Below are 26474 nucleotides of genomic sequence, written 5' to 3'. Positions count from 1 at the left end.
GTGCAAGGCCGAAGAACGAAGTGTGCCTTGCACCCCGTCGCGGCCCGGTGCAGGGCTTCAATCAGCGATGGGTGGCTCCGGGACACAGGCGGCGCGCCCTGTTTCCTGGTGAAGCCGGAGCCCGCGCGGCGCTTCCCGGTCACACCCCCGCGGCGGTTCGCCCCAGCATCCGGATCGCGGCCTGTGCGGCGCCGAAGCCGTTGTCGATGTTGACCGCGACCAGCCCCGGGGCGCAGCTCCCGAGCGCCGATTCCAGCGCGAGCCGCCCGCCCGCGCTGACGCCGGTGCCGACGGAGACGGGAAGCGCGATGATGGGTGCGGCGACGAGGCCGGCGAGGACGGAGAAGATCGCCCCTTCCATCCCGGCGACGGCGATGACGACATCCGCCTCGCGGATCTCCTCGATGCGCTCGAGCAGCCGCCAGAGGCCGGCGACGCCCACGTCGGCGACGAGTTCGGCGTCGATCCCGCAGAACGCCAGGGTCCTGAGGGCCTCGGTGGCGGCGGGGAGGTCCGCCAGTCCGCCGGTGACGATCGCGATGCGCCCGGGCCGGGCGGGCGCCACCCCGCCGTGGATCGCGGTCGCGGAGAGCGCGTCGTAGTCGAGTGTGGCGCGCGTTTCCCCGGCGAGGGCGGCGTGGCGCCCGGCGTCGAGCCGCGTCATGAGGAGGCGGTGGCCACCGGCGACGGCGCTCGCGAAGATGGCGTCGATCTGCGCCGGGGTCTTGCCGGCACAGAAGACGGCCTCGGGCAGCCCCGTACGTGCCTCCCGGTCCCAGTCCATCACGGCGCCCGGCGTTCGGGTCGAGAGGGTCAAAGCGGGCCCTTCAGGAAGGCGGATCCCATCCGGTAGCGTTCCACGCCCAGGAACGGCCGCCCCGCGCCGGCGCAGGCGGCTTCGGCGATCGCCCCCAGGCGGCCCCAGAGCGCCTCGCCGCAATCCGTCTCCACGGCGACGCCGCCGTGGCGCAGGCGCACGCGGATCGCGCGTCCGTCGGGCGCCGCGCCGCGCAGTCGCTGTTCCAGCGCGTCGACGAAGGCGAGGTCCGCGGGCTGGATCGCGAGCCCCGTCTCGACACGGCTCGACAGGCACGGCTGGGCCGGCAGGTCGGCGAAGTCGAGCCCGTGCGCGTGGGCGAGCCCGCGGATCGCGGCCTTGCCGATCCCGGCTTCGACGAAGGGGTGGCGCACCCCGCGCTCCTCGGCCGCGGCGAGGCCGGGCCGGAAGTCGCCGAGGTCGTCCTGATTGGTGCCCGAGGCGACGAGGCCGCCGCCCGCCGCGCGGATCACCGCATCGATCGAGCCGTAGAGGCGGGACTTGCAGAAATAGCAGCGGTTGACCGGATTGGCGCGGTAGTCCGGGTCGGCGAACTCGCCGGCGTCGATGACCTCGAGCCACCACCCCTCGGCCCCCGCGTGCCGCTCGACGCGTCCACGCGCCTCCGACGGGACCGCCGGCGAGGTGGCGTGGACCATCCGCGGACGGACAGCGAGGCGGCGGTGGGCGAGGGTCGCGAGCGTCATCGAATCGACACCGCCGGACACCGCGATGGTCCACTGGTGTCCGCCGAAGGCGCGGTCGAGGCGGCCGAGCGCCCCGGCGACGTCGAACGCCGCGTCCGGCGTCTCGCCGCGGTCCCGGTCGACGAGCGTCACTGTTCCGCCTCGTGGGCGGCGCGGCGGCGGGCCTGGAGCGTCTCCGCCGTCAGCTCGTCCTGCTCGACCTTGGTGGTGACGACGCCGCCGGGCCGTACGGCATGCTTCACCGACTGCCCCTTCTCTAGCCCCTTGGCGCGCGGGAGGATGTCGCGCCGCATCTCCTGGCGCCGCACCCCGAGGGTCGAGGTCTGCGAGAACACCGCGTCGCGGACCCGATCGCCGGCAGCCGGGTCGGCCTGAAGCTCCACCCGCGTCACCGGCCTGCCCTTCTTTCCGAACGCGGGGACGAGGACGATGTCGCGCACGCCCTGCACCTTGCGCAGGAGGTCGGCGGCCGTGGCGATCTCCTCGCCGGTCATGTCGTCGACCTCGAAGGTCATCATCTCGGTGCGCTCCGAGCGCGGGCCGTCCGTCTCGAACACCGTAACGCGCAGGACGTTGGGAACGCCCTCCAGCTCGCGCGTGCCGAGGCCGGTGCCCATGGCCGCGAGCCGGCCGCCCCGGCGCGCCCCGCTGCCCGCGCCGGCCGTGAGGTGTGCGACGATCGCGGCGCCCGTCGGCGTGACGCGCTCGCCTGGGACCCCATCGTCGCGCCAGTCGTAGCCGGTGAGGATCATCGTCGTGGCGGGCGCCGGCACTGGCAGCAGGCCGTGTGCCGTCCGCACAAGGCCGCCGCCCAGCGGCAACGCCGCGATGCTCCAGGTCGCAGCGAGCGCGGCGGAGATCGAGCCCGCCGCGACGACGTCCATCAGCGTGTCCCAGTCGGCGATCTCGTGGAAATGCACGTCGTCGAGGGGGACGCGGTGGATCGCGGCCTCCGCCCAGCCGAGCCGCTCCATGATGTCGAGCGCGGCGAGGCGGGTGCCCTGCGCGAGCCTGGCATCGCCGATCATCGTGCGGAAGGCGCCGTAGCTGACGGGGCGGTCGGCAAGGCTCGTGCGCTCCAGTCCGAAGCGGTAGCCCGACAGCGCGCCGGACGAGCCCTCGGTCAGCATCGCCGCCGCATCGGGCGGCAGGACCGCGTGGACGTCGGCCATCACGCGCTCGGTGAGCTCCGGCCGGGCCGACAGCATCGCGGCGACGAACATGTCCCCGGCGACGCCGCCGACGGGATCCAGATGGACGTGGAAGGGTGTCACCTCAGTGCGCGGCCGCGAACTCTGCGAGCTCCCCGGCCGCGTCGAATGTCATCGCCTCCGGTTCCCCGAGGATCTCGACGGCCGGGTTCGCCTTCGCCTCGCCGAGGAGGGATTCGGAGATCTGGATCTCGCCGATGTGCAGCGTGTTCGGGATGCGCACCATCCGCAGCTTGCTCATGTCGAGCGCGTTGCAGGTGCGGACCGCCGCCATGATCGCGAGGCGCTCGGTCTCCATGATCATCGGGATCTTGGCACCCGACAGCACCGTCGAGGTGATGTGGTTGGCGTAGGTCGCGACGAGGTCGATCTTGTTGAAGAGCTTGCGCGTGGTGACGTCGGCGAGGCCGATGCCGGTGGCGTTGCCGCCGCCCTTGGCGGTCAGGTCGAGCACCACCATGCGGGCCGTGGTCAGCGAGCCCTGGACCAGCGAGGTGGAGGCACGGCCGGTGATGTTCGGGTCCATGCCGGTGCCGGAGAATTCCTTGCCCATCCGGTCGACGACGAGGACGTCGAGCGGGTTGAACATGATCCGCGGCAGCCGCTGCTTGGCTTCCTTCAGGAGGGCCGGCTCCTCGTCGAGGATCGACTCGGCGGGCACGACCTCGACGCGGCAGATCCTGTCGTAGCTGTTCTCGACGGTGGCGATGCCGAAGAGGATCCTGCACTTGTCGAGCTTGATCCTCGCCATGTCGACCACGTTGTCGGCCATGTAGCCGAAGCCCATGGCGTGGCAGCTCGCCGCCCCTTCCTGCTTGCCGAGGCCGATGGTGATCATCTTGGCGAGCCCGCTCTCGATCGGCGCGGAGAACGAGGTGTGCGGCTTCACGCGGTTGAGGACGACGATCCCGTCGGCCTCCATCGCGTGCCTGTCCATGAGGACCGGCAGGCCGTTGGGGAGTTTGCCGAGCGAGACCGTCTCCATCGAGGAGCGGATCGGCGCGCCGACGGCCTCCTCGGTGACGCCGAGGCCGTTGAGGAGCAGGGCCTGCCCCTCGGCGGTGGCGCCGCCGTGACTGCCCATGGCGGGGACGATGAACGGCTCCGCGCCGGCCTCCTTGAGGCCCTTTACGGTGGCGGCGACGAGGATCGGGAGGTCGGCGAGGCCGCGGCTGCCGACCGCGATGGCGATCGACATGCCCGGCGTGACGCGCCCGGCGATCTCGGGCTTCCTCAGGCCCTGAAGGACCGCGCCGGCCACGTCGGCGATATGATCGTCCGCGAATTTCTGGCGGACGCGAACCATCTTCGGCAGCGCGATGTCACCGACCAGACGCTCCAGAACCTCCATTTTGCCCCTCCCACCGAGCTGTTTGCCTGATGCTATAGCACGCGCTTTGCGAGGAGGCGAAGCCGGTCAGGCGAGTTCGATCACGTCCACGCGTTCGCCGAGCCGGTCGCGGGCGATCTCCACCACGCTGCGGTGGTGGGCGAAGAGGATCGGCTGCACCCTGGCGCCGACGTCGGCCAGCGCGACGAGGCCGGCCGCGGTCCGGTCGTCGTCGAAGGTCTGGAAGATGTCGTCGCCGATGAACGGCGCCGGCTCGTTGCGGCTCGCGAAATCCTCGACGATGGCGAGGCGCAGCGCGAGGAAGAGCTGGTCGCGCGTCCCGTCCGAGAGCGCCGAGCGTTCCAGGATCTCCTCGCCGCGCTGGGCGTAGAGCTGCATGCGGTCGGTCTCGTCGAAGCGCTGGGCGAGGCCGCCGTAGGCGCCGTTGGTAAGCGTCGCGAAGAGGGCACCGGCGCGCTCGATCAGCGGGGCGTGATGGCGCTGGCGCTGCCGCTCGATCGCCGATGCGAGGAGCTGGGAGGCGATGCGCAGGACGGCCCAGTTGCGGGCGATCCCCTCCATCTCGGCGGCGGCGGCGTTCTTCTCGAAGGCGGCCGCCTCGGCGCCCTGCCCGGCGGAGAGGGCGTCGCGCTCGCGCTGGCGCTCCCTGAGGGTGGCGTAGGCGACGTTCTCCTCCTCGCCGAGGCGGGCGGCTTCGCGGGCGAGCTCGTCCCGGCGCGCGTCGGCGGCGGCGGGGTCGAGGCGGGCGAGCGCGTCGCGCACGGTGGCCTCGTCCTCGCCGGGCGCGATCTCGGCGAAGCGGCGGCGGCAGGCGGCAAGGTCGGCCGCGGCGCGGTCCCGCTCGCCGAGCCGCTCGACGAGGCGTGCGCGGTCGCCCTCCGGAAGTCCGGCGAACGCGGCATCGGCCGCCGCCACGGCGGTCTCGTACTGGGCCGCGAGGTCGTCCAGCGCCTCATCGGCGGCGCGCAGGGCTTCGGCGGCGGCGTCGCGGCGCTCCTTGGCGGACCGGGCGGCGCCGGCGCGGTCGGCGAGCTCGGCGCAGGCGGCGGCGGGCGGGAGGTCGGCAAGGTCGGGTGCCAGCGTGGCGACGAGGTGCCCGACCGCGCTCTCGAACCGCTCCCGGGTGGCGAGGAGCGCGGCATGGCGGCGCTCGGCCGTGTCGCGCCGGTCGATGAGGTCCGGCAGCTCGCGCCAGAGGGCGATGGTGGCGTCGACCTCGGCGGCGGTCGCGTCCGCCGGGAGGCCGAGGTCCACCGCGGCGCGCGCGAGGCGGTCGGCCTCGGCGGCGCGCTCGGCGTCGATCCCGGCGAGGCGTGCGGTGTGGCGCTCGATGTCGGTCTCGTGGTGGACGCGAAGGCGCGTCGTCTGCTGTCCGGCGAGCCAGGCCTCGCCCAGCTCGGCGATCCGCTCGGCCAGCCGGGCGGCGAGGGCGTCGGTCGGGAGCGGCGGCAGCGCGAAGCCGATGGACCCGGCGATCGCGGCGAGGGCGCCGGCGGTGGCCTTCTCCTCCTCGGCGAGCGCGGCCAGCTCGTCGGCGAGGCCGTGCGCCTCCGCGCGTTCCTCCAGCAGGGCGTCGAGCCGGCGGCGCCACTCGACCATCTCGTCCGGCCGGCCCGGCTCCAGGCCGATCGCGGTGAAGGGGGAGCGCCAGGCCTCCTTCTCGGCGGAGAGCTGGACGCGAAGGTCGGCAAGGTCGGCCTCCCGCCGCTCGATGTCGTCGCCAAGCTCGGCGGCCTCGGACTTCAGCGTCAGGTAGAGGTTCACCCGGGAGGCCTCGCCGAGCGCCTGGTCGGCGAGGGCGTCGGCCTCGCTGGTGAGGCGCCCGGCGGTGGCGACCGCGGAGACGGCGGCGTCGTGCCCGAGCGGCTCCTCGCCGGTCGCGGCGCGGCCGACGGCCGCCAGCGCGACGTCACGGGCCCGGCGGGCGCCGGCCACGGTCTCGGCGCTCGGCACGGGGCCGGCGGCCTCCGCCTCGGCGATGCGGCGCTCGACCCCCTTCAACTTGGCCTGCTGCTCGCGCAGCCGCTCCAGGCGGGCCCGGCCGTCGCGCTCGATCTCGCGCAGCGACTCGGCCTGCTCGGCAAGGCGGGGCACGGCGGGCAGGCTCGCCAGCCCCGGCGCGGCGAGGTTCGGGGCGGGAGAGAGCGCGGCCGCCCCGGTATCGACGTCGCGCTCGAGCGCGCGGAGCCGGGCGGTGATCCTGTCGCGCCCCTTCAGCGCGTCGAGGCGGGGCTGCAGGGCGGCGAGGTTCGCCTTGGCCGCCTGCGGGTCCACCAGATGGGCGGCGGAGCGGTCGCGGTCGAGCTCGGCCAGCGCCTCCTCGCCCCTCGCGAGCGCCTTGGCGGTCTCCTCCCGCTGGGCATCGAGCGCGCGGAGCGCGGCGGCCGACGTCGCGGCCCGCTCCAGCGCCGCGTCGGTCGGCTGGCGGCTCGCGACCGCGTCGGGCGGGGTGCCGAGGCGGCGCGCGCGGTCGGCGATGCGCGCCGCCTCCGCCTCCCGGTCCGCGGCGGCGGTGGGCAGGTCGTCGGCAAGCTGGGCGTAGGCGCCGCTGTCCTTGAAGACGGCCTGCACCTCCGCCGCGTGAGCCAGCATCGCCTCGTCGACGGTGATCCCCTCGTGGTGCCGCCGCGCGGCTTCCGCGCCGGTGCGCGCGTCCGCCAGCCGGCGATCCGCCTCGGCGAGCGCGGCGAGATGTTCGGCGAGCGACGCGCTCAGGCCGCGCGGGACGGCGTCGAGATCGCCGAACGCGGCGAGCGTCCCGGCGCCGCCGTCGATCTCGGCGACCACGCCGCGCAGCGCGCGCAGGGCCTCGATCCGCTTCTCCTCCGTCAGCACGGACTGGCGGGACCGGCGCGTCTCGGCGAGCGCCTCCTCCGCGGCGTCGATGGACTGGTTGAGCTCGCGCCAGCGGCTCGACTTCAGCTCCCCTCCCCGCTCCGCCTCGCGTGCGACCTTGAACCGCTCCTCCGCCTTGTTGAGCGCCCGGGTCGAGGCGCGTTTGGCGTAGAGTTCGTCCGCCTCCGCATCGAGCCTCGCGCGAAGGTCCGACAGGCCGATCAGACCCGACGCCGCCGCCATCACGATGGAGCCGAGCTCGCCGCCCGGCTGCAGCATGTCCTCCGCCCCCGCGCGCAGCGTGTCGGAGTTGAGACCGAAGGAGGCGGTGAAGATCTCGCGCGTCAGGCCGCCGGTCCAGGGCGCCAGGGCGTCGTCGTTGAGCGCCTTCTCGTCGTCGGTGTCGTCGAGCAGCGTCGCCTTGTTGCCGCGGCGGCGACGGAAGGCGATCTCCTCGCCCGCGGCACTCGTCAGCGCGGCGCCGAGGCGCAGGTTCTTGCCTTCGTGCCGGAAGTCGACCTTCGGCGCGTCCTTGGCGCGCGAGAAGCCGAACAGGAGATCGGAGATCGCGGCGAGCGCCGAGGACTTGCCGGCCTCGTTCGGACCGTAGACGACGTGGAGCGCCGCGCCCGGGTCGAACGTCAGCCGCTTGTTCTCGTAGGCGGCGTAACGGATGAGGTCGAGGCGGGTGAAGCGCATCAGCCGCGCGCCCTGACGGCGACGAGCTCGACCGCCTCGGCGATCAGCGCATCCGTGTCCTCGCCGAGCGGCGCCTCGTCGGCGGCCCGCCCCGACGGCAGACGCGTCGCGATCTCGCCGATGATCGCCTCGGCCCGCGCCCGCATCTCCGGGTCGGCCGAGAGGTCGCGCAGCGCGGCGGCGAGGTCGAAGCCGAAATCCACCGGCGCCGTCTCCGGAGCGGTGAGGTCGAGCTTCACCTGCTCCAGCCAGACGTCGGCGTTGATCCGGTGCGCGGCGGCCTGGATGTCGTCCGACAACTGCCCCTTCGCGGCGAGGATCGCCGAGCGCAGCCCGGTCCGCCCCGTCAGCCGCACGCGCAGCGCCATGGTTCGGTCGCCGAGGTCCGCCGCCTCCTCGGCGATGCGCTCCTCGACGAGCCGCAGGGCCGCCGGAAGATCCGCGCAGTCGGAGATGTCGACCTCGGCGAGCGCCCAGCGGGCGTCGTCGACGATGACGCGCTCGAACCCGGCGACGCGCCCGTCCTCCACCGTGACGATGACGGCCCCCTTCGCGCCGGTCTCGCGCACACTGCGGCCCTGCAGGTTGCCGGGGAAGACCACCATCGGGTCCTCCGCCATCACCGCGAAGTCGTGGACGTGGCCGAGGGCCCAGTAGTCGTAGCCGCGGCTCCTGAGGTCCTCGACGGTGCACGGCGCGTAGGTGGCGTGGGCCGCGTGGCCGGTCAGCGAGGTATGCAGGACGCCGATGTTGAAATGTCCCGCCACCGGAGCGGGATAGGCGCGCACGAGGTTCTCCTCCGCGGCGCGCGATGCGAACCCCTGGCCGTGCAGCGCGACGGCGAGGTCCGGCAGCACGAAGGTCGATGCCTTGCGCGTCTCGAACGCATGGACGGCCTCGGGCAGTGCGATGGTCTGGGTGACGACGCTGTCCGCGTCGTGATTGCCGCGCAGGACGTAGCTCGGAATCCCCGCCCGGGCGAGACGCGAGATCTCGCGGTTGAAGAACAGCCCGACGCTGTTGTCCTTCCACGCCCCGTCATAGACGTCGCCGGCGATCACCGCGAAGGCGACCTCCGCCGCCAGCGCCTCGTCGATCAGGCGGGTCAGCGCGGTACGCGTCGCCTGGGCGAAGCGGCCGGCCACGGCCTCGTCGCGCACGGCGAGGCCCCTGAACGGGCTGCCGAGGTGGAGATCCGCAGCATGCAAAAACCGAAACGTCGTCACGGCACCCTCCGCGACCGCCACGGTTACGGCATCCGGCCCCCCGGGTGGAAGAAAGGTCGCGCTGTGGTTGCGCCTGATCCCCAGCTTTCCGGCCGACGCCATGTGTGACCGCGACGGAGGGGCGCTCCCCGCCCGCCCCGCTGCGCCCTCAGCTGAAGCGGGCGACGGCGGCGTGCACGATGCCGTCGACGTCCTCGTCGCCCGCGAGCGGCTGGTCGACGTCGGAGGTGAAATCGCTCGGCCAGCTCGCGACGACCCGCGTCACGGCGAGGTCCGGCTGGAACGAGACGCGGCTCGCCGCCTTCTCGCCGACGATGCGGCGCAGGCTGTCCACCATCTCGCGCGGGGTCGTCTTGAGGCCCGGCTGGTGCAGCGCGCGGCTCGCCCCGAAGGACGCCGTCGGCCGCTCCGCCAGGGCGATGATGTTCTGCGCCACGCGCTCGACCGTCACCAGCGGGAACGGCATGTCCGGGTCGAGCGGCGAGACGACCTTGCGCCCGACGATCGGCCCGCGGATGACCTCGCTGACGATGTCCGACACGACCGGATGCGGCAGCCCCGGCCGGGTCACCACGATGGGGATGCGGATCGCCCGACCGTCGGCGTAGCCGTGGCGGGCATAGTCGGAGAGCATCAGCTCGACCATCGCCTTGGCGGTGCCGTAGGACGTCTGCGGCGTCGTGACCGTCGCCTCGGACACCCGGTCCGGCAGCGTCCCGCCGAAGACGGCGATGGACGACGGGAAGATCACCCGGGGATTGCGCCCGCTCAGGCGCGCCGCCTCCAGGATCCGGATCGGGACCTGGAGGTTGAGGTCGTAGCCCGCCGGCACGTCCCGTTCCGACGCGATGGTCAGCGAGGCGGCGAGGTGGATGATGACGTCCGCCTCCGCGACGAGCGGCGCGAGGTCGGTGTCGGTGAGGCTCGCGACGGTGACGCGAACCTCGAACGGGGTGTCCGGCGGCGATGACGGGACGCGGTCGACGAGGGTCACGGTGGTGACCGGCTCGTACCCCGCCGGGCCGTCGAGCTCCCCGTGCCGGACCAGCGCCTCGACCACCGTGCGGCCGAGGAACCCGGCCGCACCGGTGATGAGGATGCGGGCCATCGCCTAGGAGGCTCGCTCTTGAGCGTGCGCGGCTTCCGCGTCGCCGTCGGAGAGGCCCGTGGAGCCGGACGGGCCGAGGTGGGCCGGCTCGTCCTTGCCGCCGCGCAACCTGGTCCACCAGTGCTTGATCTCGCCGACGATGCCGCGGCGGAACAGCAGCACGCAGAACACGAACACCAGGCCCTGGATGATGAGCGTGAGCTGCCCGATCTCGGCGAGATAGTTCTGCATGGTGACGATGATGGAAGCGCCGACGATCGGTCCCAGCATCGTGCCCACGCCGCCGAGCATCGTCATCAGCACGACCTCGCCGGACATCTGCCACGCGACGTCCGTCAGCGAGGCGAGCTTGAAGACGAGCACCTTGGTGGAGCCGGCCATTCCCGCGAGCGTCGCCGACAGGATGAAGGCGAGCAGCTTGTAGCGGTCCGCGTCGTAGCCGAGTGAGATGGCCCGCGGCTCGTTCTCGCGGATCGACTTCAGCACCTGCCCGAACGGCGAGTGGACCGTGCGGTGGATGATGATGACGCCGATCAGGAAGACCGCGAGCACGAAGTAGTAGATCGCGAAGTTCGACTCCAGGCTGAAGAGCCCGAGGAAGTACCCGCGCGGCACGCCCTGGATGCCGTCCTCACCGTGGGTGAACGGTGCCTGCACGCAGATGAAGAAGACCATCTGCGCCAGCGCCAGCGTGACCATCGCGAAGTAGATGCCCTGGCGGCGGATGGCGAGCAGCCCCATCAGCACGCCGAGGACCGCCGCGACCAGCGTGCCGGCGATGATCGCGAGCTCCGGCGTGAAGCCCCACTCCTTCGCGGTGTGCGCCGAGACGTAGGCCGCGAAGCCGAAGAAGGCGGCGTGGCCGAAGGACAGGAGGCCGGCGTAGCCCAGCAGCAGGTTGAAGGCCGCCGCGAAGAGCGCGAAGCACAGCACCTTGGCGAGGAACACCGGGTAGAGGACGTGCGGCAGCGCGATGAGGACCGCGACAGCGACGGCGAACTTGGCCCAGCCCTGCCAAGTGCTGGAAGTGTTCGTGGCCATCACGCTCCCTTTCCGAACAGGCCCGCGGGGCGAACGATGAGGACGATGGCCATCACCACGAAGATCACGACGTTGGACGCTTCCGGGTAGAAGACCTTGGTGATGCCCTCGATCACGCCCAGCATGAAGCCGGAGATGATGGCGCCGCCGATCGAGCCGAGGCCGCCGATGACGACGATGGCGAACACCACGATGATGATGTGCGAGCCCATGATGGGATTGACCGAGTAGATCGGCGCGGCGAGGACGCCGGCGAACGCCGCGAGCCCCACGCCCAGGCCGTAGGTCAGCGTGATGAGCATCGGCACGTTGACGCCGAAGGCGCGCACGAGGTCCGGGTTCTCGGTGGCCGCGCGCATCAGCGCGCCGAGCTTGGTCCGCTCGATCAGGATGTAGGTCGCCGTGCAGATGATCAGCGAGGCGACGATGACCCAGGCGCGGTAGTTCGGCAGCGCCATCATGAACGCCGGATCCCCGCCCGTGATCCAGGACGGCAGCATCAGGCGCTGCGCGCCGGAGAGGGAATCGGGAATGCTGTAGGGCAGGCCCGACACGCCGTAGAAGTGGCGGAAGCTGCCTTCGAGGACCAGCGCCAGACCGAACGTCAGCAGCAGGCCGTAGAGGTGGTCGAGGTCGTGCAGCGGGCGCAGCAGGAAGCGTTCGATCACCATGCCGAAGCCGGCCACGATGATCGGCGCCAGGATCAGGGCCGGCCAGTAGCCGACGCCGATGTACTGCAGCAGCAGATAGGCGACGAAGGCCCCCACCATGTAGAGCGCGCCATGCGCGAAGTTCACGATGTTGAGGAGGCCGAAGATCAGAGCCAGCCCCAGCGAAAGGACGGCATAGAACGACCCGTTGATGAGCCCGATGAGCAATTGGCCCATGAACAGCGGCAGCGGGACGCCAAGGAATTCGATCACGACGAAACCTTTCGCGGGATCGCCGGCCCCGAGACGTGGGGCCGGCTCTCGTTACCGGACGGGTGGATTACTTCTTCAGCAGCGGGCAGCGCACGTCCTCGAGGGCCTGGTACGCCTCCGCAGCCGGGATCTTCGTCACGATGTTGTAGTAGTCCCACGGCCCCTTCGACTCGGAGGGCGACTTGATCTGGGCCAGGTACATGTCGTGGAAGTGCAGGCCGTCCTCGCGGATCTTGCCGCCCTGCGCGAAGACGTCGTTGATCTCCATCTTGCGCAGCTGCTCGACGACCTTCTTGCCATCGTCGGTGCCGGCCTCTTCCGCCGCCTTCAGGTAGTTCATGATCGACGAGTAGACGCCGGCATGGACCATGGTCGGCATGGAGCCGCCCATCTTCTCCGAATAGCGCTTGGCGAACGCGCGGGTGTCGTCGTTGAGGTCCCAGTACCAGCCGGTGGTGATCGTGAGGCCGGCGGTGGTCTCGAGGCCCAGCGCGTGGATGTCGGTCAGGAAGATCAGCAGACCCGCGAGCTTCTGCCCGGCCGCGACGATGCCGAACTCCTGCGCCTGCTTGATGGAATTGACGGTGTCACCGCCCGCGTTGGCGAGGCCGATCACGTCCGCGCCGGAGGCCTGCGCCTGCAGCAGGAAGGACGAGAAGTCCTGGTTGGACAGCGGCGCGCGGACCGAGCCGAGCACCTCGCCGCCGGCGCCCTTCACGGCGTTCGACGTATCGGCCTCGAGGGCGTGGCCGAAGGCGTAGTCGGCGGTGATGAAGAACCAGCTCTTGCCGCCTTCCTTCACCATCGCGCCGCCCGTGCCGGTGGCGAGGGCGTAGGTGTCGTAGACGTAGTGGACGCCGTTCGGCGAGCACTGCTCGTTGGTGAGCGCGGTAGTGGCGGCGCCGGAGTTCATCGAGACGATGTTCTTCTCGGTCGCGACCTGCTGCACCGCGAGACCCACGGCGGAGTTCAGAATGTCGAAGATCGCGTCGACGCCGTCGGTATCGGCCCACTGGCGGGCGATGTTGGCGCCGATATCGGCCTTGTTCTGGTGGTCGGCGGAGAGAAGCTTGATCGGCTGGCCGTTGAAGGTGCCGCCAAAATCCTCGATCGCCATCTGCGCGGCGACCACCGAACCCTGGCCGCCGACGTCGGCGTAGACGCCGGACATGTCGGTGAGCACGCCGAGCGTGATGCCGTCGTTGGAATACTGGGCGTGGGCGCTCATGGTCATGGCGAGACCAGCGACACCTGCCAGAAGGACCTTCTTCAGACCCATATTACTCTCTCCCTTTCATTATTCGTTTGCCGAACCGTCAAACGCCCAAGTATTGGGTCAATTTCTCGCGGTTCTGTTCGATCGCCTCATTGGCGATCTCGTCGATCACGTTACCATGTTCGACGACGTAATGCCGATCGGCCACCGACGAGGCGAACCGGAAGTTTTGTTCCACCAAGAGAATGGTGAAGTCTCTTTTTCTAAGTTCTTGGATCGTGCGACCGATCTGCTCGACGATCACCGGCGCAAGACCCTCCGTCGGCTCGTCGAGCATCAGGAGTTTGGCGCCGGTGCGCAGGATGCGGGCGATGGCGAGCATCTGCTGCTCGCCGCCCGAGAGCTTGGTGCCCTGGCTCTTGCCCCGCTCCTTGAGGATCGGGAACAGGCCGTAGATCTCCTCGAGCGACATCCCGCCCTCGGCGATCACGGGGGGGAGCGTCAGGTTCTCCGTCACGTTGAGCGAGGAGAAGATGCCGCGCTCCTCCGGACAGATGGCGATGCCGAGGCGGGCCACCTGCTCGGCCGGCATCTTCACGGTCTCGTGGCCCTCGAGGCGGACCGAGCCCGTGCGGTTCTTCACCAGGCCCATCACCGCGCGCAAGGTGGTGGTCTTGCCCGCGCCGTTGCGCCCGATGAGGGTGACGACCTCGCCGGCGCGCACCTCGAAGTCCATGCCGTGCAGGATGTGACTCTCGCCGTACCAGGCGTTGAGGCCCGCGACCTTCAGAAGCGGCTCGCTCACGCATGGCCTCCCATGTAGGCGGCGATCACCTCGGGGTTCTTCGAGACCTCCTCGTAGGACCCCTCGGCGAGCACCTGACCGCGCTGCAGCACGGTGATGGTGTCACAAAGGTCCGCGACCACGCCCATGTTGTGCTCGACCATGAGCACGGTGCGGCCCTCGGCGGCGGTGCGGATGAGGTCGACGACGCGCTGGATGTCGCCGGTGGACATGCCCGCCATCGGCTCGTCGAACAGCAGCACGTCGGGCTTCAGCGCGAGCGTGGTGGCTAGTTCAAGGAGTCGTTTACGACCATAGGACAACTCGACAGCCAGCGTGTCGCGCATGTCGAATAGGCCGACCGATTGCAGGATCGCGTCGACCTCGTCGTTGAGCGCGTTGAGAACGCTTTCCGGCGTCCAGAACTGGTAGGAGTTCTTCATCTGCCGCTGCAGGGCGACGCGCACGTTCTCCCGGCACGTCAGGTGCGGAAACACCGACGAGATCTGGAACGAGCGTACCATGCCCCGCCGCGCCAGCGCCGCCGGCTTGACGTGGGTGATGTCCTTGCCTTCGAGGCGGATCGTGCCCGCGCTCGGCGTCAGGAACTTGGTGATCAGGTTGAAGCAGGTGCTCTTCCCGGCCCCGTTCGGGCCGATCAGCGCGTGGATCGAATGGCGCCGAACTTTGAGATTGACACCCTGCACGGCATAGAAACCGCCGAATTGCTTCGTCAGTCCCTCAGTCTCAATCGCAATGTCGCTCAACGTTCCTCGCCCCGCTCCGCGATGTCCTCCGATGGAACGCCCGCGCGCGCGAGACTAAGCCGGCTCAACCAGCCATCGCCGTCCTTGCCGCGTGGACAATCGAGTTGCTCGAACGCCACCTATCCTCCCATTGGATCTTGAGTGATCCACTTTTTCACTTGCCGCTACAATGCATGCGGAAACGCCTTTCGCAAGTCCAAGTCTTAGGCAAATCGGGCGTTTGAGGGGCGAGGCTGCCACACTCGCCCAACTGTCGCTGTCGACATCGGCACGGACTGTCGCTACCTCAGGGGGAGATTGAGAACCAACGCGCGCCCGGCTCCCGAAAAGGGTCGGACGGCGCTGACCGCTGGAGGGTCATTCGTGAGCGGCGTGAACGAGATCCGCACGAAATTTTTGGATTATTTCGGAAGCAACGGTCATGAGATCGTCGCCTCCTCCCCGCTCGTGCCGCGCAACGACCCAACGCTGCTGTTCACCAACGCGGGCATGGTCCAGTTCAAGAACGTCTTCACCGGCGCCGAGCACCGCCCCTACCAGCGTGCCGTGACGTCACAGAAGTGTGTCCGCGCAGGTGGCAAGCACAACGACCTCGAGAATGTCGGCTACACCGCGCGGCACCACACGTTCTTCGAAATGCTCGGCAACTTCTCGTTCGGCGATTATTTCAAGGAACGCGCAATCGAGCTCGCCTGGAATTTGGTCACCAAGGAGTTCGGCCTCCCCGCCGACCGCCTGCTGACGACCGTCTACGCCGAGGACGACGAGGCGTTCGAGCTGTGGAGGAAGATCGCGGGCCTGCCCGAGGATCGAATCATCCGCATCGCGACGGACGACAACTTCTGGCGCATGGGCGACACCGGCCCCTGCGGCCCGTGCTCGGAGATCTTCTACGACCACGGCGACCACATCTGGGGCGGCCCTCCGGGCTCCCCGGAGGAGGACGGCGACCGGTTCATCGAGATCTGGAACCTCGTCTTCATGCAGTACGAGCAGCTGCCCGAAAAGCGGCTCGACCTGCCCCGCCCGTCGATCGACACCGGCATGGGGCTGGAGCGCATCGCGACCATCCTGCAGGGCGTCCATGACAACTACGAGATCGACCTCTTCCGCGCCCTGATCGGCGCGACGGAGGACGCGCTCGGCGTCAGGGCGCGCAACGCCGACGGCACGCTCAACCCGTCCTTCAAGGTGATCGCGGACCACCTGCGCGCGCTCGGCTTCCTGATGGCGGACGGCGTGCTCCCCTCCAACGAGGGGCGCGGCTACGTCCTTCGCCGCATCATGCGGCGGGCGATGCGCCACGCGAACATGCTGGGCGCGACGAAGCCGGTGCTGCACCGCCTCGTCCCCGCGCTGGTGCGCGAGATGGGCCAGGCCTACCCCGAGCTCTCCCGCGCCGAGGGCCTCATCGTCGAGACCACGGAGGCCGAGGAGGTCCGCTTCGGCCGCACCCTGACGCGCGGCCTGTCCCTCCTCGAGGAGGCGTCGGCCGGGCTCACCGAGGGCGCCTCGTTCTCCGGCGAGACCGCGTTCACGCTCTACGACACCTACGGTTTCCCCTACGATCTCACCGAGGACGCCCTGCGCCCGCGCGGCATCAAGGTCGACCGGGAGGGCTTCGAGTCCGCCATGGCCGAGCAGAAGGCCAAGGCGCGCGCGAACTGGGCCGGCTCCGGTGACGCCGCGGACGAGCGCGTTTGGTTCGGCGTTCGCGACCGCGTCGGCGCCACCGAGTTCCTCGGCTACGACACGACCCGCGCCGACGCGACCGTCGCCGCCATCGTCGTCGACGGGGCCGAGGTCCAGACGGTCGGTGCCGGCCAGGAAGCCCGCATCGTCTTCAACCAGACCCCGTTCTACGCCGAGTCGGGCGGCCAGGTGGGCGACACCGGCAGCGCCACGGCCGGGGAGACGCGGTTCGCCATCGCCGACACCACGAAGGTGGCCGACGGCCTCTTCGTGCACCGCGGCACGCTCGAGGCGGGCACCCTGACCGTGGGCGACGCGCTGACCCTCCAGGTGGAGGACGAGCGGCGCGACATGATCCGCGCCAACCACTCGGCGACGCATATCCTGCACGAGTGCCTGCGCCGGGTTCTGGGCGACCACGTCGCGCAGAAGGGCTCGCTGGTGGCGCCGGAGCGGCTGCGCTTCGACTTCGCCCAGCCCAAGCCGATCACCGAGGAGGAGATCGCCGCGGTCGAGCGCGCCGCCAACCAGCGCGTGCGCGAGAACGATGCGGTCGACACGCGCGTCATGGGCGTGGACGACGCCATCGAGTCCGGAGCCCGCGCCCTCTTCGGCGAGAAGTACGGCGACGAGGTCCGCGTCGTCTCCATGGGACGCGACGGCAACCGCCGGTTCTCGGTGGAGCTGTGCGGCGGCATCCATGTGACGCGCACCGGCGACATCGGCCTCATCACCATCGTCGAGGAGGCGGCCGTCTCCTCCGGCGTCAGGCGCATCGAGGCGCTGACCGGCGAGACCGCGCGCCGCTACCTCACCGGCGCGCGCGACCGACTGCGCTCCGTCGCCGGCGCGATGCGCGTCGCTCCGGACGACGCTCCGGCCCGGGTGGAGGTCCTCGTCGAGGAGCGCCGCCGACTGGAGCGCGAGCTGGAGGAGGCGAAGAAGAAGCTCGCCCTCGCCGGCCCGGCTCAGGCCGAGGCCGCGCGCGAGATCGCCGGCGTCAACTTCGTCGGCCGCGTGGTGGACGGCCTCCCCGGCAAGGCCCTCAAGGGTCTCGCCGACGAGGCGCGCCAGGCGGCGGGCTCGGCGGTCGTGGTGATCGTCGGCCGCGAGGAAGGCCGGGCGTCCGTGGTCGTCACGATTTCCCCGGACCTCGCCGAGCGCTTCGACGCGGTGGAGCTGGTGCGGGTCGGCTCGGCCGCCTTGGGCGGCAAGGGCGGCGGCGGCCGCCGCGACATGGCCCAGGCCGGCGGTCCCGACGCGGACAAGGCGGACGAGGCCATCGCCGCCATCGCGACAGCCATGGAAGCCGCAGCCTAGCTCGACATCCCGAAACGCCGCGCCGGCACCCCGGCGCGGCCCCCACCGACCGGGAACACCCCGGCGGCGCCGGCGCTCCGACGGCCCGGCGACCGCCGCCGCGCTCCCCCTGCCCCCAAGAGATCGAGCCGGCGTGCATCGGCGCCAGGCGCGGAGCCTCCGGCTACCCGTACGACACGAGACGGCGACGTGCGCCCCGACGCCGTCCGGGCTGCCCCCTCCCCGGCGACGTTCGACACCAGCACGAAACGCCCGCTCCTCGCCCACCGGCCGGGCGCCATTGCCGGACCGGAGCACCCCTGCCGGAGGGACGACAGCATCCCGGAGGGGATGGCAGGTGCCGGCCGCCGCGTGCCACCAACGTTCGCGCATCGCCGAATCCATGCTGCGACAGCGTCGGCATGGAATGGCGAGGATCGCGGTACGCCGGTCGGCCGGGCCCGGGCGCCAACCCGTCGCTCCCGCTCCGCGGCGCCCGGGACCACCGGCGCCGCCGCGCCCGTGTCGGTGATCTTTGCCCTAACGCGACTGGACCGTCCCGAATTGGACAGTTGTTACAGGCTGTTATTCAACGGCGACAATTTGAGACCGACTGTTTCGCCCGCTTCAAAGGGCGATGACATTGCGGGCGCAGTCTCCTCCTCATCAAGTCCGACACGCCGGGCGACAGACGGAGGCACACCTACCATGACACCCCTCTGCCATCCCCCGACGCGACGTCGACGCGGGTTCTCCCGGCGCTGACGCCCGGACTGCACCGCATCGGGCCGAGCACCGCCACTCGGCCCGCGGGTCGGCGCGCCTGTCCAAGCGCCCGAACGCCGGGCGCGCCGACCCACCCTTCCTTCCCGGCCGCCGATCCGCCCACCGGGCGCGATCGGCCCCGCCCGCCAGGCGCGGGCCACGACCTATCGGAGACTTCTGAGATGAACCGCACTTTCACCCTGACGTCCGTCCTCCGCCACGCCCTCGTCGCGGCCACCGTCACGCTGGTGGCGACAGGCGCGGCCCTGGCGCAGCAGGTCCCGCAGATATCGCGCGCCGACGCGCGGGCGGTGGCGACAGCCTGCAAGGCCGACGTGCAGCGGCTCTGCCCCAACGTCCAGCGCGGCGACGGGCGGATCGCCGCCTGCCTGCGCGAGAACGCGCAGAGCGTCTCGCCCGACTGCCGTGACACTCTGGCCAAGGTGATGAACCCATGAGGACCCGTGCTGAAGATATAGGCGCCGCCTCGCTGCGCCGCTCCGTCCCCGGCTTCTGGCTGTTCGCGCTGCTGGTGTCGCTCGCGACGATCAGCGGCCCGGCCTCGGCGGCGACGCCCTCGGTCGCGACCGGCAATGTCAACATGCGGGCCGGCCCGTCGACGGGCTACCCGGTGATCACCGTGGTCCCCGTCGGCGCCAGCATCGTCACGTACGGCTGCGTGAACACGTTCGACTGGTGCGACGTCAGCTACGGCACCGCGCGCGGCTGGGTCTCGTCCGGCTACATCACGGCCAGGGTCAATTCCTCGGTGGTCACCGTCACGGCGGCGACCGCGCCGCGCATCGGCATCACGGTCGTCGGCTTCTCCAAGACCTACTGGGACACGTACTATACGGCCTATCCCTGGTACGGCCGCTGGACCGTGTACCGGCCGTACTACCGGGCCTATCCCGGCCCGCCGCCGCCTCCCACGGTCGTCCACCGCACCGCGACAGGGTCATGCTCGGGCGGCGCGTGCCGCGGCGCGACGCAGGTCACCGGCAGCAACGGCGGCTCGGTCACGCGGGCAGGATCATGCGGCAACGGCCACTGCGGCGGGGCGCGGGTGGTGGAAGGGCCGGGAGGTCGAACTGCGGTGGCCGCCGGCGGGTGCGCCAAGGGCGTCGGCTGCGGCTCGGTCCGCGTCGGCCCGAACGGCGGCACCGTCCGCCACGGCGTCGTCCGGTGACGGCCCGCGCGCGGATCGGCCGCGTCGCCCAGCGTCCTCGCCTCCCGGACGACGCCCATGCGCGCGGTTAGCCTGGTCGCCTACGTCCTCGCCTCGCTCACGGACGCGTCACCTCCGGCGATGGCGCAACCGGACTCGCCGGAGGAGCTCTGCTTCGCCACCGAGGACCGCATGGCGACGATCTGCATCACGGCCACGGTCGACGGCGACGGGCTGGAGGTCTGCCTCCTCGATGTCGGCAACGATGTCGAGAGCTGCCTCTTCGCCCCGCGCGGCGAGGAGCCGGCGGTGGACCTGCCACCGCCCGGCGTCTGACTTCCCGGCAGGGCGTCAGGGCGCGCCGGAGGGGGCGCGCCAGGTCTGATGTCGGCGGGTGACGCCGGGCCGCGCCAGATCGCGCTTCAGGAGGCGCATGTTGGCGTTGTTCGCCTTCCACATGACGTCGGCGACGGTGCCCAGCAGCGGGATCGAGCCGATCAGCGAATCGCCGGCGACATTGGCGGCCATGCGCGCCAGCGTGCGCTTGCGGGCCCCGAGGCGGTAGCCCTGGCCGATCAGGTAGGCCGAGATGGCGAGACCGGCCATGTCGCCGATGCCCGGCACCAGGCCCAAAACGGCGTCCATGCCGAAGCGGACACCGAGGACGCTGAACTTGCTGTCCAAAAGGTTCGCCAGGCGGTCCAGCTCGGCCGTCGAGGGCGCCGACGAAGAATACGTCCGATCACGGCCACGGCTCATCGTAATGGTCGGTGCCATTGTGCAATCTCCTTCGCGTACTCAATTCTGCGGAGGCGCCACAGGTTCCAATTGTGTGTGCCGTTCTGCGCCCTTGCCCGTCGGGACCAAACGCGGGACAACGGCCGCAAAGCGCATAAAAAGCAGCCGCAGCAGGGAGCCCCAGATGACGATCGACATGCCGCTCGAGCGCCTCGCCGAGCTGATCGAGGACGGTGCGAAGCTCGCCATCCCGGCCGAATATGCGGGCGTCTCCATGGCAATGGTGCCGCCGCTGCTGCGGCGCGGGGCGAAGGACCTTCACCTCGTGTGCGTGCCGACGGCCGGGATCCAGGCCGACATCCTGATCGGCGCCGGCGCCGTGGCGACGGTGGAAACCAGCGCCCTCACCCTCGGCGAGGCGGGCGGCGCGCCGGCCTTCAACCGCGCGGTGAAGTCCGGCACGATCCGGGTGATGGACGCGACGTGCCCGGCGATCCACTCCGGCCTGATCGCCTCCCAGAAGGGAGCGCCGTTCCTGCCGATGCGGGGCCTCATCGGGTCGGACATCCTCGCCAACCGGCCGGACTGGAAGGTGATCGACAACCCGTTCTCGGACGCGCCCGATCCGGTCGTCCTCATCCCCGCGATCACACCGGATGTCGCACTGTTCCACGCTCCGGCGGCGGACCGCTTCGGCAACGTGCAGATCGGCCGCCGGCGCGAGCTCGCCACCATGGCGTACGCCTCGCGGCGCACGATCGTGACGGTCGAGCGCATCGTCGACGGCGACCTGATGGCGACGGAGGCCAGCGCCGCGGGTACCCTACCCGCGCTCTACGTCGACGCCATCGGGGTCGCGCCACGCGGCGCGGCGCCCTGCACCCTGTGGGGCGAGTACGAGACCGACGTCGAGGCGATGAAGGCCTACGCCAGGGCCGCGCGCTCGCCGGAGGCGCTCGCCGACTACATCGACGCCCTCGCCGGCCGGGTGCCGGCATGAGCGGGGGGAACCGCGAGATCCTGATCGCCACGATCGCCGAGCTCCTCGACGGGGTGCGGCACGTCGCGGTGGGGGCGTCGTCGCCGATTCCGGCGGCGGGCGCGATGCTGCGCCGGGCGCTCAACGAGGCCGCGGGCCGGCCGCCGGTGCGGCTGTCGATCCTGGGGTCGGTGCGGCACAACTTCTTCACCAACGGCGGGGTGGAGCTGTTCGACTGCGCGGGTCAGGGGCGGATCGACGCCTTCTTCCTCGGCGGCGGGCAGATCGACGGGGAGGCGAACATCAACCTCGTCGGCGCGGGCACCTACCCGGAGGTGGACGTGCGCTGGCCGGGCTCGTTCGGCTCGGCCTACCTCTACTACGTGGTGCCGCGCGTGATCCTCTTCCGCGAGGAGCACTCGCCGCGGGTGTTCGTGCCGAAGGTGGACTTCGTGTCCGCGCCGGGGGTCAGCGATCCCGGGGTCTACCGGCCGGGCGGGCCGCATGCGCTGCTGACCGGCAAGGGTCTCTTCGACTTCGACAAGGGACGGCGCCGGTTCTCGCTGCGCTCGGTGCACCCGGGGTCGGACCTTGCCGACATCACCGCGGCGACGGGCTTTGCCTTCGACCACGCCGCGGAGCCGGCGGTGACGCCGCGCCCCCCCAGGCCGATCCTCGACCTGCTGCGGACCCGCGTGCTGGATGAGCTGTCGGAGACCTATCCCGATTTCGCCGCCAGCCTCCGCAGCGACATGGAAGCCGCCGCGGCCTGACCCGCGCCGGACGGCGTCGTCCGTCTGCCCCGCAAATCCGGTCCCCGGCGCCTCACCCCGGGGGCCACGCGTTGGCGGCACGCATGCTGACGTGCCGGACGCCGGATCACCGTCGCCCGCCCCTCGCGGATCGAAACCCAAGGTCCACCCCGACGGTCGCCCGATTGACGTGCGACCGAAGGCGGCTTCGGGCGGGCGGCAGGGGCGATGCGCTGCACGGAGCGACGCGCAGCACAGTGAGAATGGCGAAGACGGGCGCGCTGCGCCCCCTGATCGAGGCCGCCGTCCGCCGGCCCTGCGTGGATCGGATTTGATAGGCGAGCGCGCGGCGGCCGCCTGTTCGGCAAACCCGACCATCTGCAAGCTGAGTGGGGGGCGGGACGAAGGAGCGCGAGGGGCAACGCCCTCGCGCCTTCGTGGCATGGCCGTGAGGCCGCTGCGGTGCCCCTGCGGGGCGAGACGCCGGGCAGCCCCGGCGTCAGGGCTTATTCGGCGGCGTCGTAGCCGTCCTCGTCCGGGCTGTCGGCGTCGCCGTCCGGCTCGGGGTTCCCGGCAATCCGGTCGGCGATGATGCCGGCGGACTGGCGCACGGCCTGCTCGATCTCGTTGGCGATCTCGGGGTTGTCGCGCAGGAACTGCTTGGAGTTCTCGCGCCCCTGGCCGAGCCGCTGGCTGTCGTAGGAGAACCACGCGCCCGACTTCTCGACGATGCCGGCCTTGACGCCGAGGTCGAGGAGCTCGCCGAGCTTGGACACGCCTTCGCCGTACATGATGTCGAACTCGACCTCGCGGAACGGCGGGGCGAGCTTGTTCTTCACCACCTTCACGCGGGTCTGGTTGCCCACGACCTCGTCGCGGTCCTTGATGGAGCCGACGCGGCGGATGTCGAGGCGCACCGACGAATAGAACTTGAGCGCGTTGCCGCCGGTGGTCGTCTCGGGCGAGCCGAACATCACGCCGATCTTCATGCGGATCTGGTTGATGAAGATGACCATGGTGTGGCTGCGGGAGATCGAGCCCGTCAGCTTGCGCAGGGCCTGCGACATCAGGCGCGCCTGGAGGCCGGGGAGCTGGTCGCCCATCTCGCCCTCTAGCTCGGCCCGCGGCGTCAGCGCGGCGACCGAGTCGATCACCAGCACGTCGACCGCGGCGGAGCGGACCAGCGTGTCGGCAATCTCGAGCGCCTGCTCGCCGGCGTCCGGCTGGGAGATCAGGAGATCGTCGACCTGGACGCCGAGCTTGCGGGCGTAGATCGGATCGAGTGCGTGCTCGGCGTCGATGAAGGCGCAGATGCCACCCTTCTTCTGCGCCTCGGCGATGGTGTGGAGCGCCAGCGTCGTCTTGCCCGACGACTCCGGCCCGTAGATCTCGACGATGCGGCCCTTGGGCAGGCCGCCGATGCCGAGCGCGATGTCGAGGCCGAGGGAGCCGGTCGACACCGTCTCCACCTCGATCGTCTGTCCGGCGCCGAGCTTCATGATCGAGCCCTTGCCGAACGAGCGCTCGATCTGGCTGATCGCAGCCGTCAGCGCCTTCGTCTTGTCCACGGACGACCCCTCAACCAGGCGTAGATCTGATTGCGCCATCGCTGATCCCTTGCGCTTCATTCTTAAGGCCCACCTTGACTGGATTTCAGTGTTTCACAAAACCACGGCGTTCGCAATCTGTTCGACACGTTAAGATTGCGTTAACGATACGGTGTATCGCGCCATCGATCGCTTTGGCATGATTAACCTAGCGCGACAGGAGCCTCGCGAAGAGCCCCCCGGCACGATTCTCACAGGAACAATCGGTGCACGCGGGCGGGGCTCAGCTCCGGCCCAGCTCGCGCTTGACCGCTTCCGCCAACGCCTTGAGCGTAAAAGGCTTCGGCAGGAACTGAGCCTCGGGGAGTTCGTCCAGCGAGGCACCGTCCGCATAGCCCGACATGAACAGCACCTTGAGGTCCGGCCGTTCGGCGCGGATCTTCCGCACGAGGCCCGGCCCGTCGAGCTCCGGCATGATCACGTCGGTGACCACGAGGTCGATCGTATCGCCCTCCTCGGCGAAGATCTCCGCGGCTTCGACGCCTGATTCGGCCGACAGCACGCGATAGCCCTTCGCGGTGAGGGCGCGGGCGGCGAAGGTGCGGATCGCTTCTTCGTCCTCCACCAGCAGGAGCGTCGCCGAGCCGGTGAGGTCCCCGCTCGCCGCCGGGGCCCGCTCCCCGTCCGACACCGCGGCCGGGCGCTGCTCGACCTCGGTGCGGGGCAGGTAGATCCGGAACGTCGTCCCCTTCCCCACCTCGCTCTTCACCGACAGCGTGCCGCCGGTCTGCTTGACGATGCCGTAGACGGTGGACAGGCCGAGGCCGGTCCCCTCCCCGGTCGCCTTGGTGGTGAAGAACGGCTCGAAGATCTTGTCCAGCATGTCCTGCGGCATGCCGGTGCCGACGTCCTCGATCTCGATCAGCACCGCGTCGACCTGCACCTCGTCGGCGCCGTCGCTCTCGACCTCGCCGGCAGGCACGTTGCGGGTGCGGATGGTGAGCGTCCCGCCGCCCTTCATCGCATCCCGGGCGTTGACGGCGAGGTTGATGACGACCTGTTCGACCTGGGACTGGTCGGCGAGCACCGGCCAGAGGTCGCGCCCGTAGGCGACATCGAGACGCACCGTCTCGCCGAGCAGGCGGTCGAGCATGATCGACAGGTCCGCGATCACGTCGTTGAGGTTGAGGACCGTCGGCCGCAGGGTCTGGCGGCGCGAGAAGGCGAGGAGCTGCTTCACCAGCCCCGCGGCCCGCTGCGCGCTCTGCTTGATGTTCATGATGTCGCGGAACGCGGGGTCCGACGGCCGGTGGCTCTGCAGCAGCAGGTCGGAAAAGCCGATGATCGCCTGCAGCACGTTGTTGAAGTCGTGCGCGATGCCGCCGGCGAGCTGACCGATCGCCTGCATCTTCTGGCTCTGCGCGATCTGCGCCTCGAGCTCGGACTGGTCGGTGACGTCGGAGAGGACGATCATCGCCCGGTCGTCGGAGCCCGGGAACGGGTTGGCCGAGAGGCGGATGCGCCGGCCGGGCGTATGCCGCAGCGTCGCATCGACGCGGCTGGTGTGGTGCTGGTGGGCCTGCCGCACGAGGCGGGCGACGACGCCGTCCTCCGCCGCGAGGCCGTCGGCGAGGTTGGAGCCTTCCCCGACGAGGGCGCGGTAGCGGGCGTTCGCCGCATGGATCGCCCCGTCGACGCCGACCACGACCGCCGCCGCGGGGACGATGGCGACGAGCGTCTCCTCGAGCCCCGGGTGGTCGCCGCCCGCCTCGGTCCCGGCGGGCTCGAAGACGTGGACGATGCGCCCGTCGCGGCAGTCGAGCCGCGCGAATGTGGAAGGCGGAACGAACCCTTCGGCACTCCCCTCGGCGATCGACTGCCGACGCAGCGAAAAGAGCGCCAGCGCCGCGGCCGGCCCGGTGGCGAGGGCGTCCGGGTGCGCTTCCTGCCCGCGACTGCCCATCATCTGGGCAAAGGCTGCGTTGGACGCGACCAGCGTGCCGGTCACTGTGGTGACGGCCATTGGACTCGTTGAGGAAATCGGAGAGGGCCCGGCCACCGACTGAGGCACGGCGGGGCGGATATGGCGCCACGCGCAATAGCCCGCCGCGCCGATCGCGAGAGCCGCCAGTACACCCGAAAGCGCGGACGGAGCGCCGAAGGCGATGCTCGCGGCCGATCCGGACAATGCCGTGAACGCGCCGGCCGTGGCGAGGCTCGTCTCGAGCGCCGCCCTGCCGCCGGCCCGGCTCCCGGACGACGGGCCACCTTGCGACATCGCGCTCCCCTCGGCGCGCCGGGGCGCGTCGGCAGGATCTTCGACCAAACGAGGCGGTATGGCGTTCATACCGTCCTTATGCCTGATTCGTGGAGCCGAGGCGCGTTGGCGCGCCTTCGGCCTGTGTCGATCCAGAGGATCGACGGTCCTCCGGGATCAGTCGTCCCGGTGGATGCGCTCGCGGCGTTCGTGCCGCTCCTGCGCTTCGATGGAGAGGGTCGCGATGGGGCGGGCATCCAGCCGGCGAAGGCCGATGGGTTCACCCGACTCCTCGCAGTACCCGTAGGAGCCGTCCTCGATCCGGGCGAGCGCCGCGTCGATCTTGGCGATCAGCTTGCGTTGCCGGTCGCGGGCCCGAAGCTCGATCGCGTGGTCCGCTTCGGACGTTGCGCGATCCGTCAGGTCCGGATGATTGCGCTCGCGCTCGGCGAGCTGCTCCAACGTGAACTTCGCTTCCCGCAAGATATCGGACCGCCAGTCCAACAGTTTCTTGCGAAAATACTCCCTCTGCCGCTCATTCATGAACGGTTCGTCCTCGGACGGACGATAATCGTCGTTGACCCGTTCTTCG

22 protein-coding genes are annotated in these 26474 nt (G+C 70.6%); 6 read left to right on the top strand and 16 right to left on the bottom strand.

The window, feature by feature from the left end; all coding sequences use genetic code 11:
• Window positions 1–139: 139 nt before the first annotated feature.
• The 12 genes from larB to DLJ53_RS06370 all read right to left on the bottom strand — a co-directional run bounded on the left by larB (window position 140) and on the right by DLJ53_RS06370 (window position 14685).
• The gene (larB, locus tag DLJ53_RS06425; protein ID WP_111344163.1) at window positions 140–784 is read right to left on the bottom strand and encodes a nickel pincer cofactor biosynthesis protein LarB; all 645 of its coding nucleotides are present in this window, start codon (window positions 782–784) and stop codon (window positions 140–142) included.
• A 29-nt stretch (window positions 785–813) separates the two neighbouring features.
• Window positions 814–1656 (bottom strand): ATP-dependent sacrificial sulfur transferase LarE, encoded by an 843-nt coding sequence (larE, locus tag DLJ53_RS06420; RefSeq protein ID WP_202913014.1) that lies wholly within the window; start codon window positions 1654–1656, stop codon window positions 814–816.
• On the bottom strand, window positions 1653–2798 hold the full coding sequence (gene larC, locus DLJ53_RS06415; protein ID WP_244935013.1) for a nickel pincer cofactor biosynthesis protein LarC: 1146 nt from the start codon (window positions 2796–2798) through the stop codon (window positions 1653–1655). Before larC ends, larE begins: the two co-directional genes overlap by 4 nt.
• 1 nt (window position 2799) lies before the next feature.
• Window positions 2800–4086 carry a nickel pincer cofactor-dependent isomerase, group 22 gene (locus tag DLJ53_RS06410; RefSeq protein ID WP_111343261.1) on the bottom strand — a complete coding sequence of 429 codons (1287 nt, stop codon included), beginning with the start codon at window positions 4084–4086 and terminating at the stop codon, window positions 2800–2802.
• Window positions 4087–4152: 66 nt separating this feature from the next.
• Window positions 4153–7620 (bottom strand): ATP-binding protein, encoded by a 3468-nt coding sequence (locus DLJ53_RS06405; RefSeq protein WP_111343260.1) that lies wholly within the window; start codon window positions 7618–7620, stop codon window positions 4153–4155.
• Window positions 7620–8846 carry a metallophosphoesterase family protein gene (locus tag DLJ53_RS06400; protein WP_111344157.1) on the bottom strand — a complete coding sequence of 409 codons (1227 nt, stop codon included), beginning with the start codon at window positions 8844–8846 and terminating at the stop codon, window positions 7620–7622. Before DLJ53_RS06400 ends, DLJ53_RS06405 begins: the two co-directional genes overlap by 1 nt.
• Before the next feature lie 148 nt (window positions 8847–8994).
• Window positions 8995–9954 (bottom strand): NAD-dependent epimerase/dehydratase family protein, encoded by a 960-nt coding sequence (locus DLJ53_RS06395; protein ID WP_111343258.1) that lies wholly within the window; start codon window positions 9952–9954, stop codon window positions 8995–8997.
• A gap of 3 nt (window positions 9955–9957) precedes the next feature.
• Complete coding sequence (locus DLJ53_RS06390) at window positions 9958–10995, bottom strand: branched-chain amino acid ABC transporter permease (protein ID WP_111343256.1); 1038 nt, start codon at window positions 10993–10995, stop codon at window positions 9958–9960.
• Window positions 10995–11918, bottom strand: a complete 924-nt coding sequence (locus DLJ53_RS06385; RefSeq protein ID WP_404801130.1) for a branched-chain amino acid ABC transporter permease — start codon at window positions 11916–11918, stop codon at window positions 10995–10997. The genes DLJ53_RS06390 and DLJ53_RS06385 overlap by 1 nt, the downstream gene beginning before the upstream one ends.
• A gap of 67 nt (window positions 11919–11985) precedes the next feature.
• A complete protein-coding gene (locus DLJ53_RS06380) occupies window positions 11986–13197 on the bottom strand; it encodes an ABC transporter substrate-binding protein (RefSeq protein WP_111343255.1) in 1212 nt (403 codons plus the stop codon).
• A gap of 37 nt (window positions 13198–13234) precedes the next feature.
• Entirely contained in the window at window positions 13235–13939 is a 705-nt protein-coding gene (locus DLJ53_RS06375; RefSeq protein WP_226574835.1) for an ABC transporter ATP-binding protein, read from the bottom strand.
• Complete coding sequence (locus DLJ53_RS06370; RefSeq protein WP_111343253.1) at window positions 13936–14685, bottom strand: ABC transporter ATP-binding protein; 750 nt, start codon at window positions 14683–14685, stop codon at window positions 13936–13938. Before DLJ53_RS06370 ends, DLJ53_RS06375 begins: the two co-directional genes overlap by 4 nt.
• Before the next feature lie 363 nt (window positions 14686–15048).
• Here DLJ53_RS06370 and alaS point away from each other — a divergent pair, with 363 nt between their 5' ends.
• The 4 genes from alaS (at window position 15049) to DLJ53_RS06350 (ending at window position 19945) form a co-directional block, all read left to right on the top strand.
• Entirely contained in the window at window positions 15049–17697 is a 2649-nt protein-coding gene (gene alaS / locus DLJ53_RS06365) for an alanine--tRNA ligase (protein ID WP_111343252.1), read from the top strand.
• 926 nt (window positions 17698–18623) lie between these two features.
• Complete coding sequence (locus DLJ53_RS06360) at window positions 18624–18899, top strand: cysteine rich repeat-containing protein (protein WP_111343250.1); 276 nt, start codon at window positions 18624–18626, stop codon at window positions 18897–18899.
• Complete coding sequence (locus tag DLJ53_RS06355) at window positions 18896–19630, top strand: SH3 domain-containing protein (protein ID WP_111343248.1); 735 nt, start codon at window positions 18896–18898, stop codon at window positions 19628–19630. Before DLJ53_RS06360 ends, DLJ53_RS06355 begins: the two co-directional genes overlap by 4 nt.
• Window positions 19631–19687: 57 nt before the next feature.
• Window positions 19688–19945, top strand: a complete 258-nt coding sequence (locus DLJ53_RS06350; RefSeq protein ID WP_111343246.1) for a hypothetical protein — start codon at window positions 19688–19690, stop codon at window positions 19943–19945.
• A gap of 15 nt (window positions 19946–19960) precedes the next feature.
• On the opposite strand, the gene DLJ53_RS06345 is transcribed toward DLJ53_RS06350, so the two are convergent.
• Window positions 19961–20386: a DUF4112 domain-containing protein gene (locus tag DLJ53_RS06345; RefSeq protein ID WP_111343244.1), complete on the bottom strand. Its 426-nt coding sequence runs from the start codon at window positions 20384–20386 to the stop codon at window positions 19961–19963.
• A 145-nt stretch (window positions 20387–20531) separates the two neighbouring features.
• On the opposite strand from DLJ53_RS06345, the gene DLJ53_RS06340 reads away from it, so the two are divergent.
• Entirely contained in the window at window positions 20532–21347 is an 816-nt protein-coding gene (locus DLJ53_RS06340; RefSeq protein ID WP_211100542.1) for a CoA transferase subunit A, read from the top strand.
• Complete coding sequence (locus tag DLJ53_RS06335) at window positions 21344–22099, top strand: CoA transferase (RefSeq protein WP_111343242.1); 756 nt, start codon at window positions 21344–21346, stop codon at window positions 22097–22099. The genes DLJ53_RS06340 and DLJ53_RS06335 overlap by 4 nt, the downstream gene beginning before the upstream one ends.
• A gap of 485 nt (window positions 22100–22584) precedes the next feature.
• Here the strand turns inward: DLJ53_RS06335 and recA are convergent, their stop codons facing one another.
• From recA to dksA, 3 genes are all read right to left on the bottom strand, one after another.
• Window positions 22585–23685: a recombinase RecA gene (gene recA, locus DLJ53_RS06330; protein ID WP_111343241.1), complete on the bottom strand. Its 1101-nt coding sequence runs from the start codon at window positions 23683–23685 to the stop codon at window positions 22585–22587.
• Window positions 23686–23908: 223 nt separating this feature from the next.
• Complete coding sequence (locus DLJ53_RS35980) at window positions 23909–25648, bottom strand: ATP-binding protein (protein WP_342353581.1); 1740 nt, start codon at window positions 25646–25648, stop codon at window positions 23909–23911.
• A 411-nt stretch (window positions 25649–26059) separates the two neighbouring features.
• Complete coding sequence (dksA, locus tag DLJ53_RS06320; protein WP_111344147.1) at window positions 26060–26425, bottom strand: RNA polymerase-binding protein DksA; 366 nt, start codon at window positions 26423–26425, stop codon at window positions 26060–26062.
• Window positions 26426–26474: the final 49 nt, after the last annotated feature.

The sequence above is a fragment of the Acuticoccus sediminis genome (assembly GCF_003258595.1).
Lineage (GTDB): Bacteria > Pseudomonadota > Alphaproteobacteria > Rhizobiales > Amorphaceae > Acuticoccus > Acuticoccus sediminis.
The sequence above is the reverse complement of the archived record's forward strand: the minus strand, read 5'-3'. Positions and strand labels throughout refer to the sequence as shown.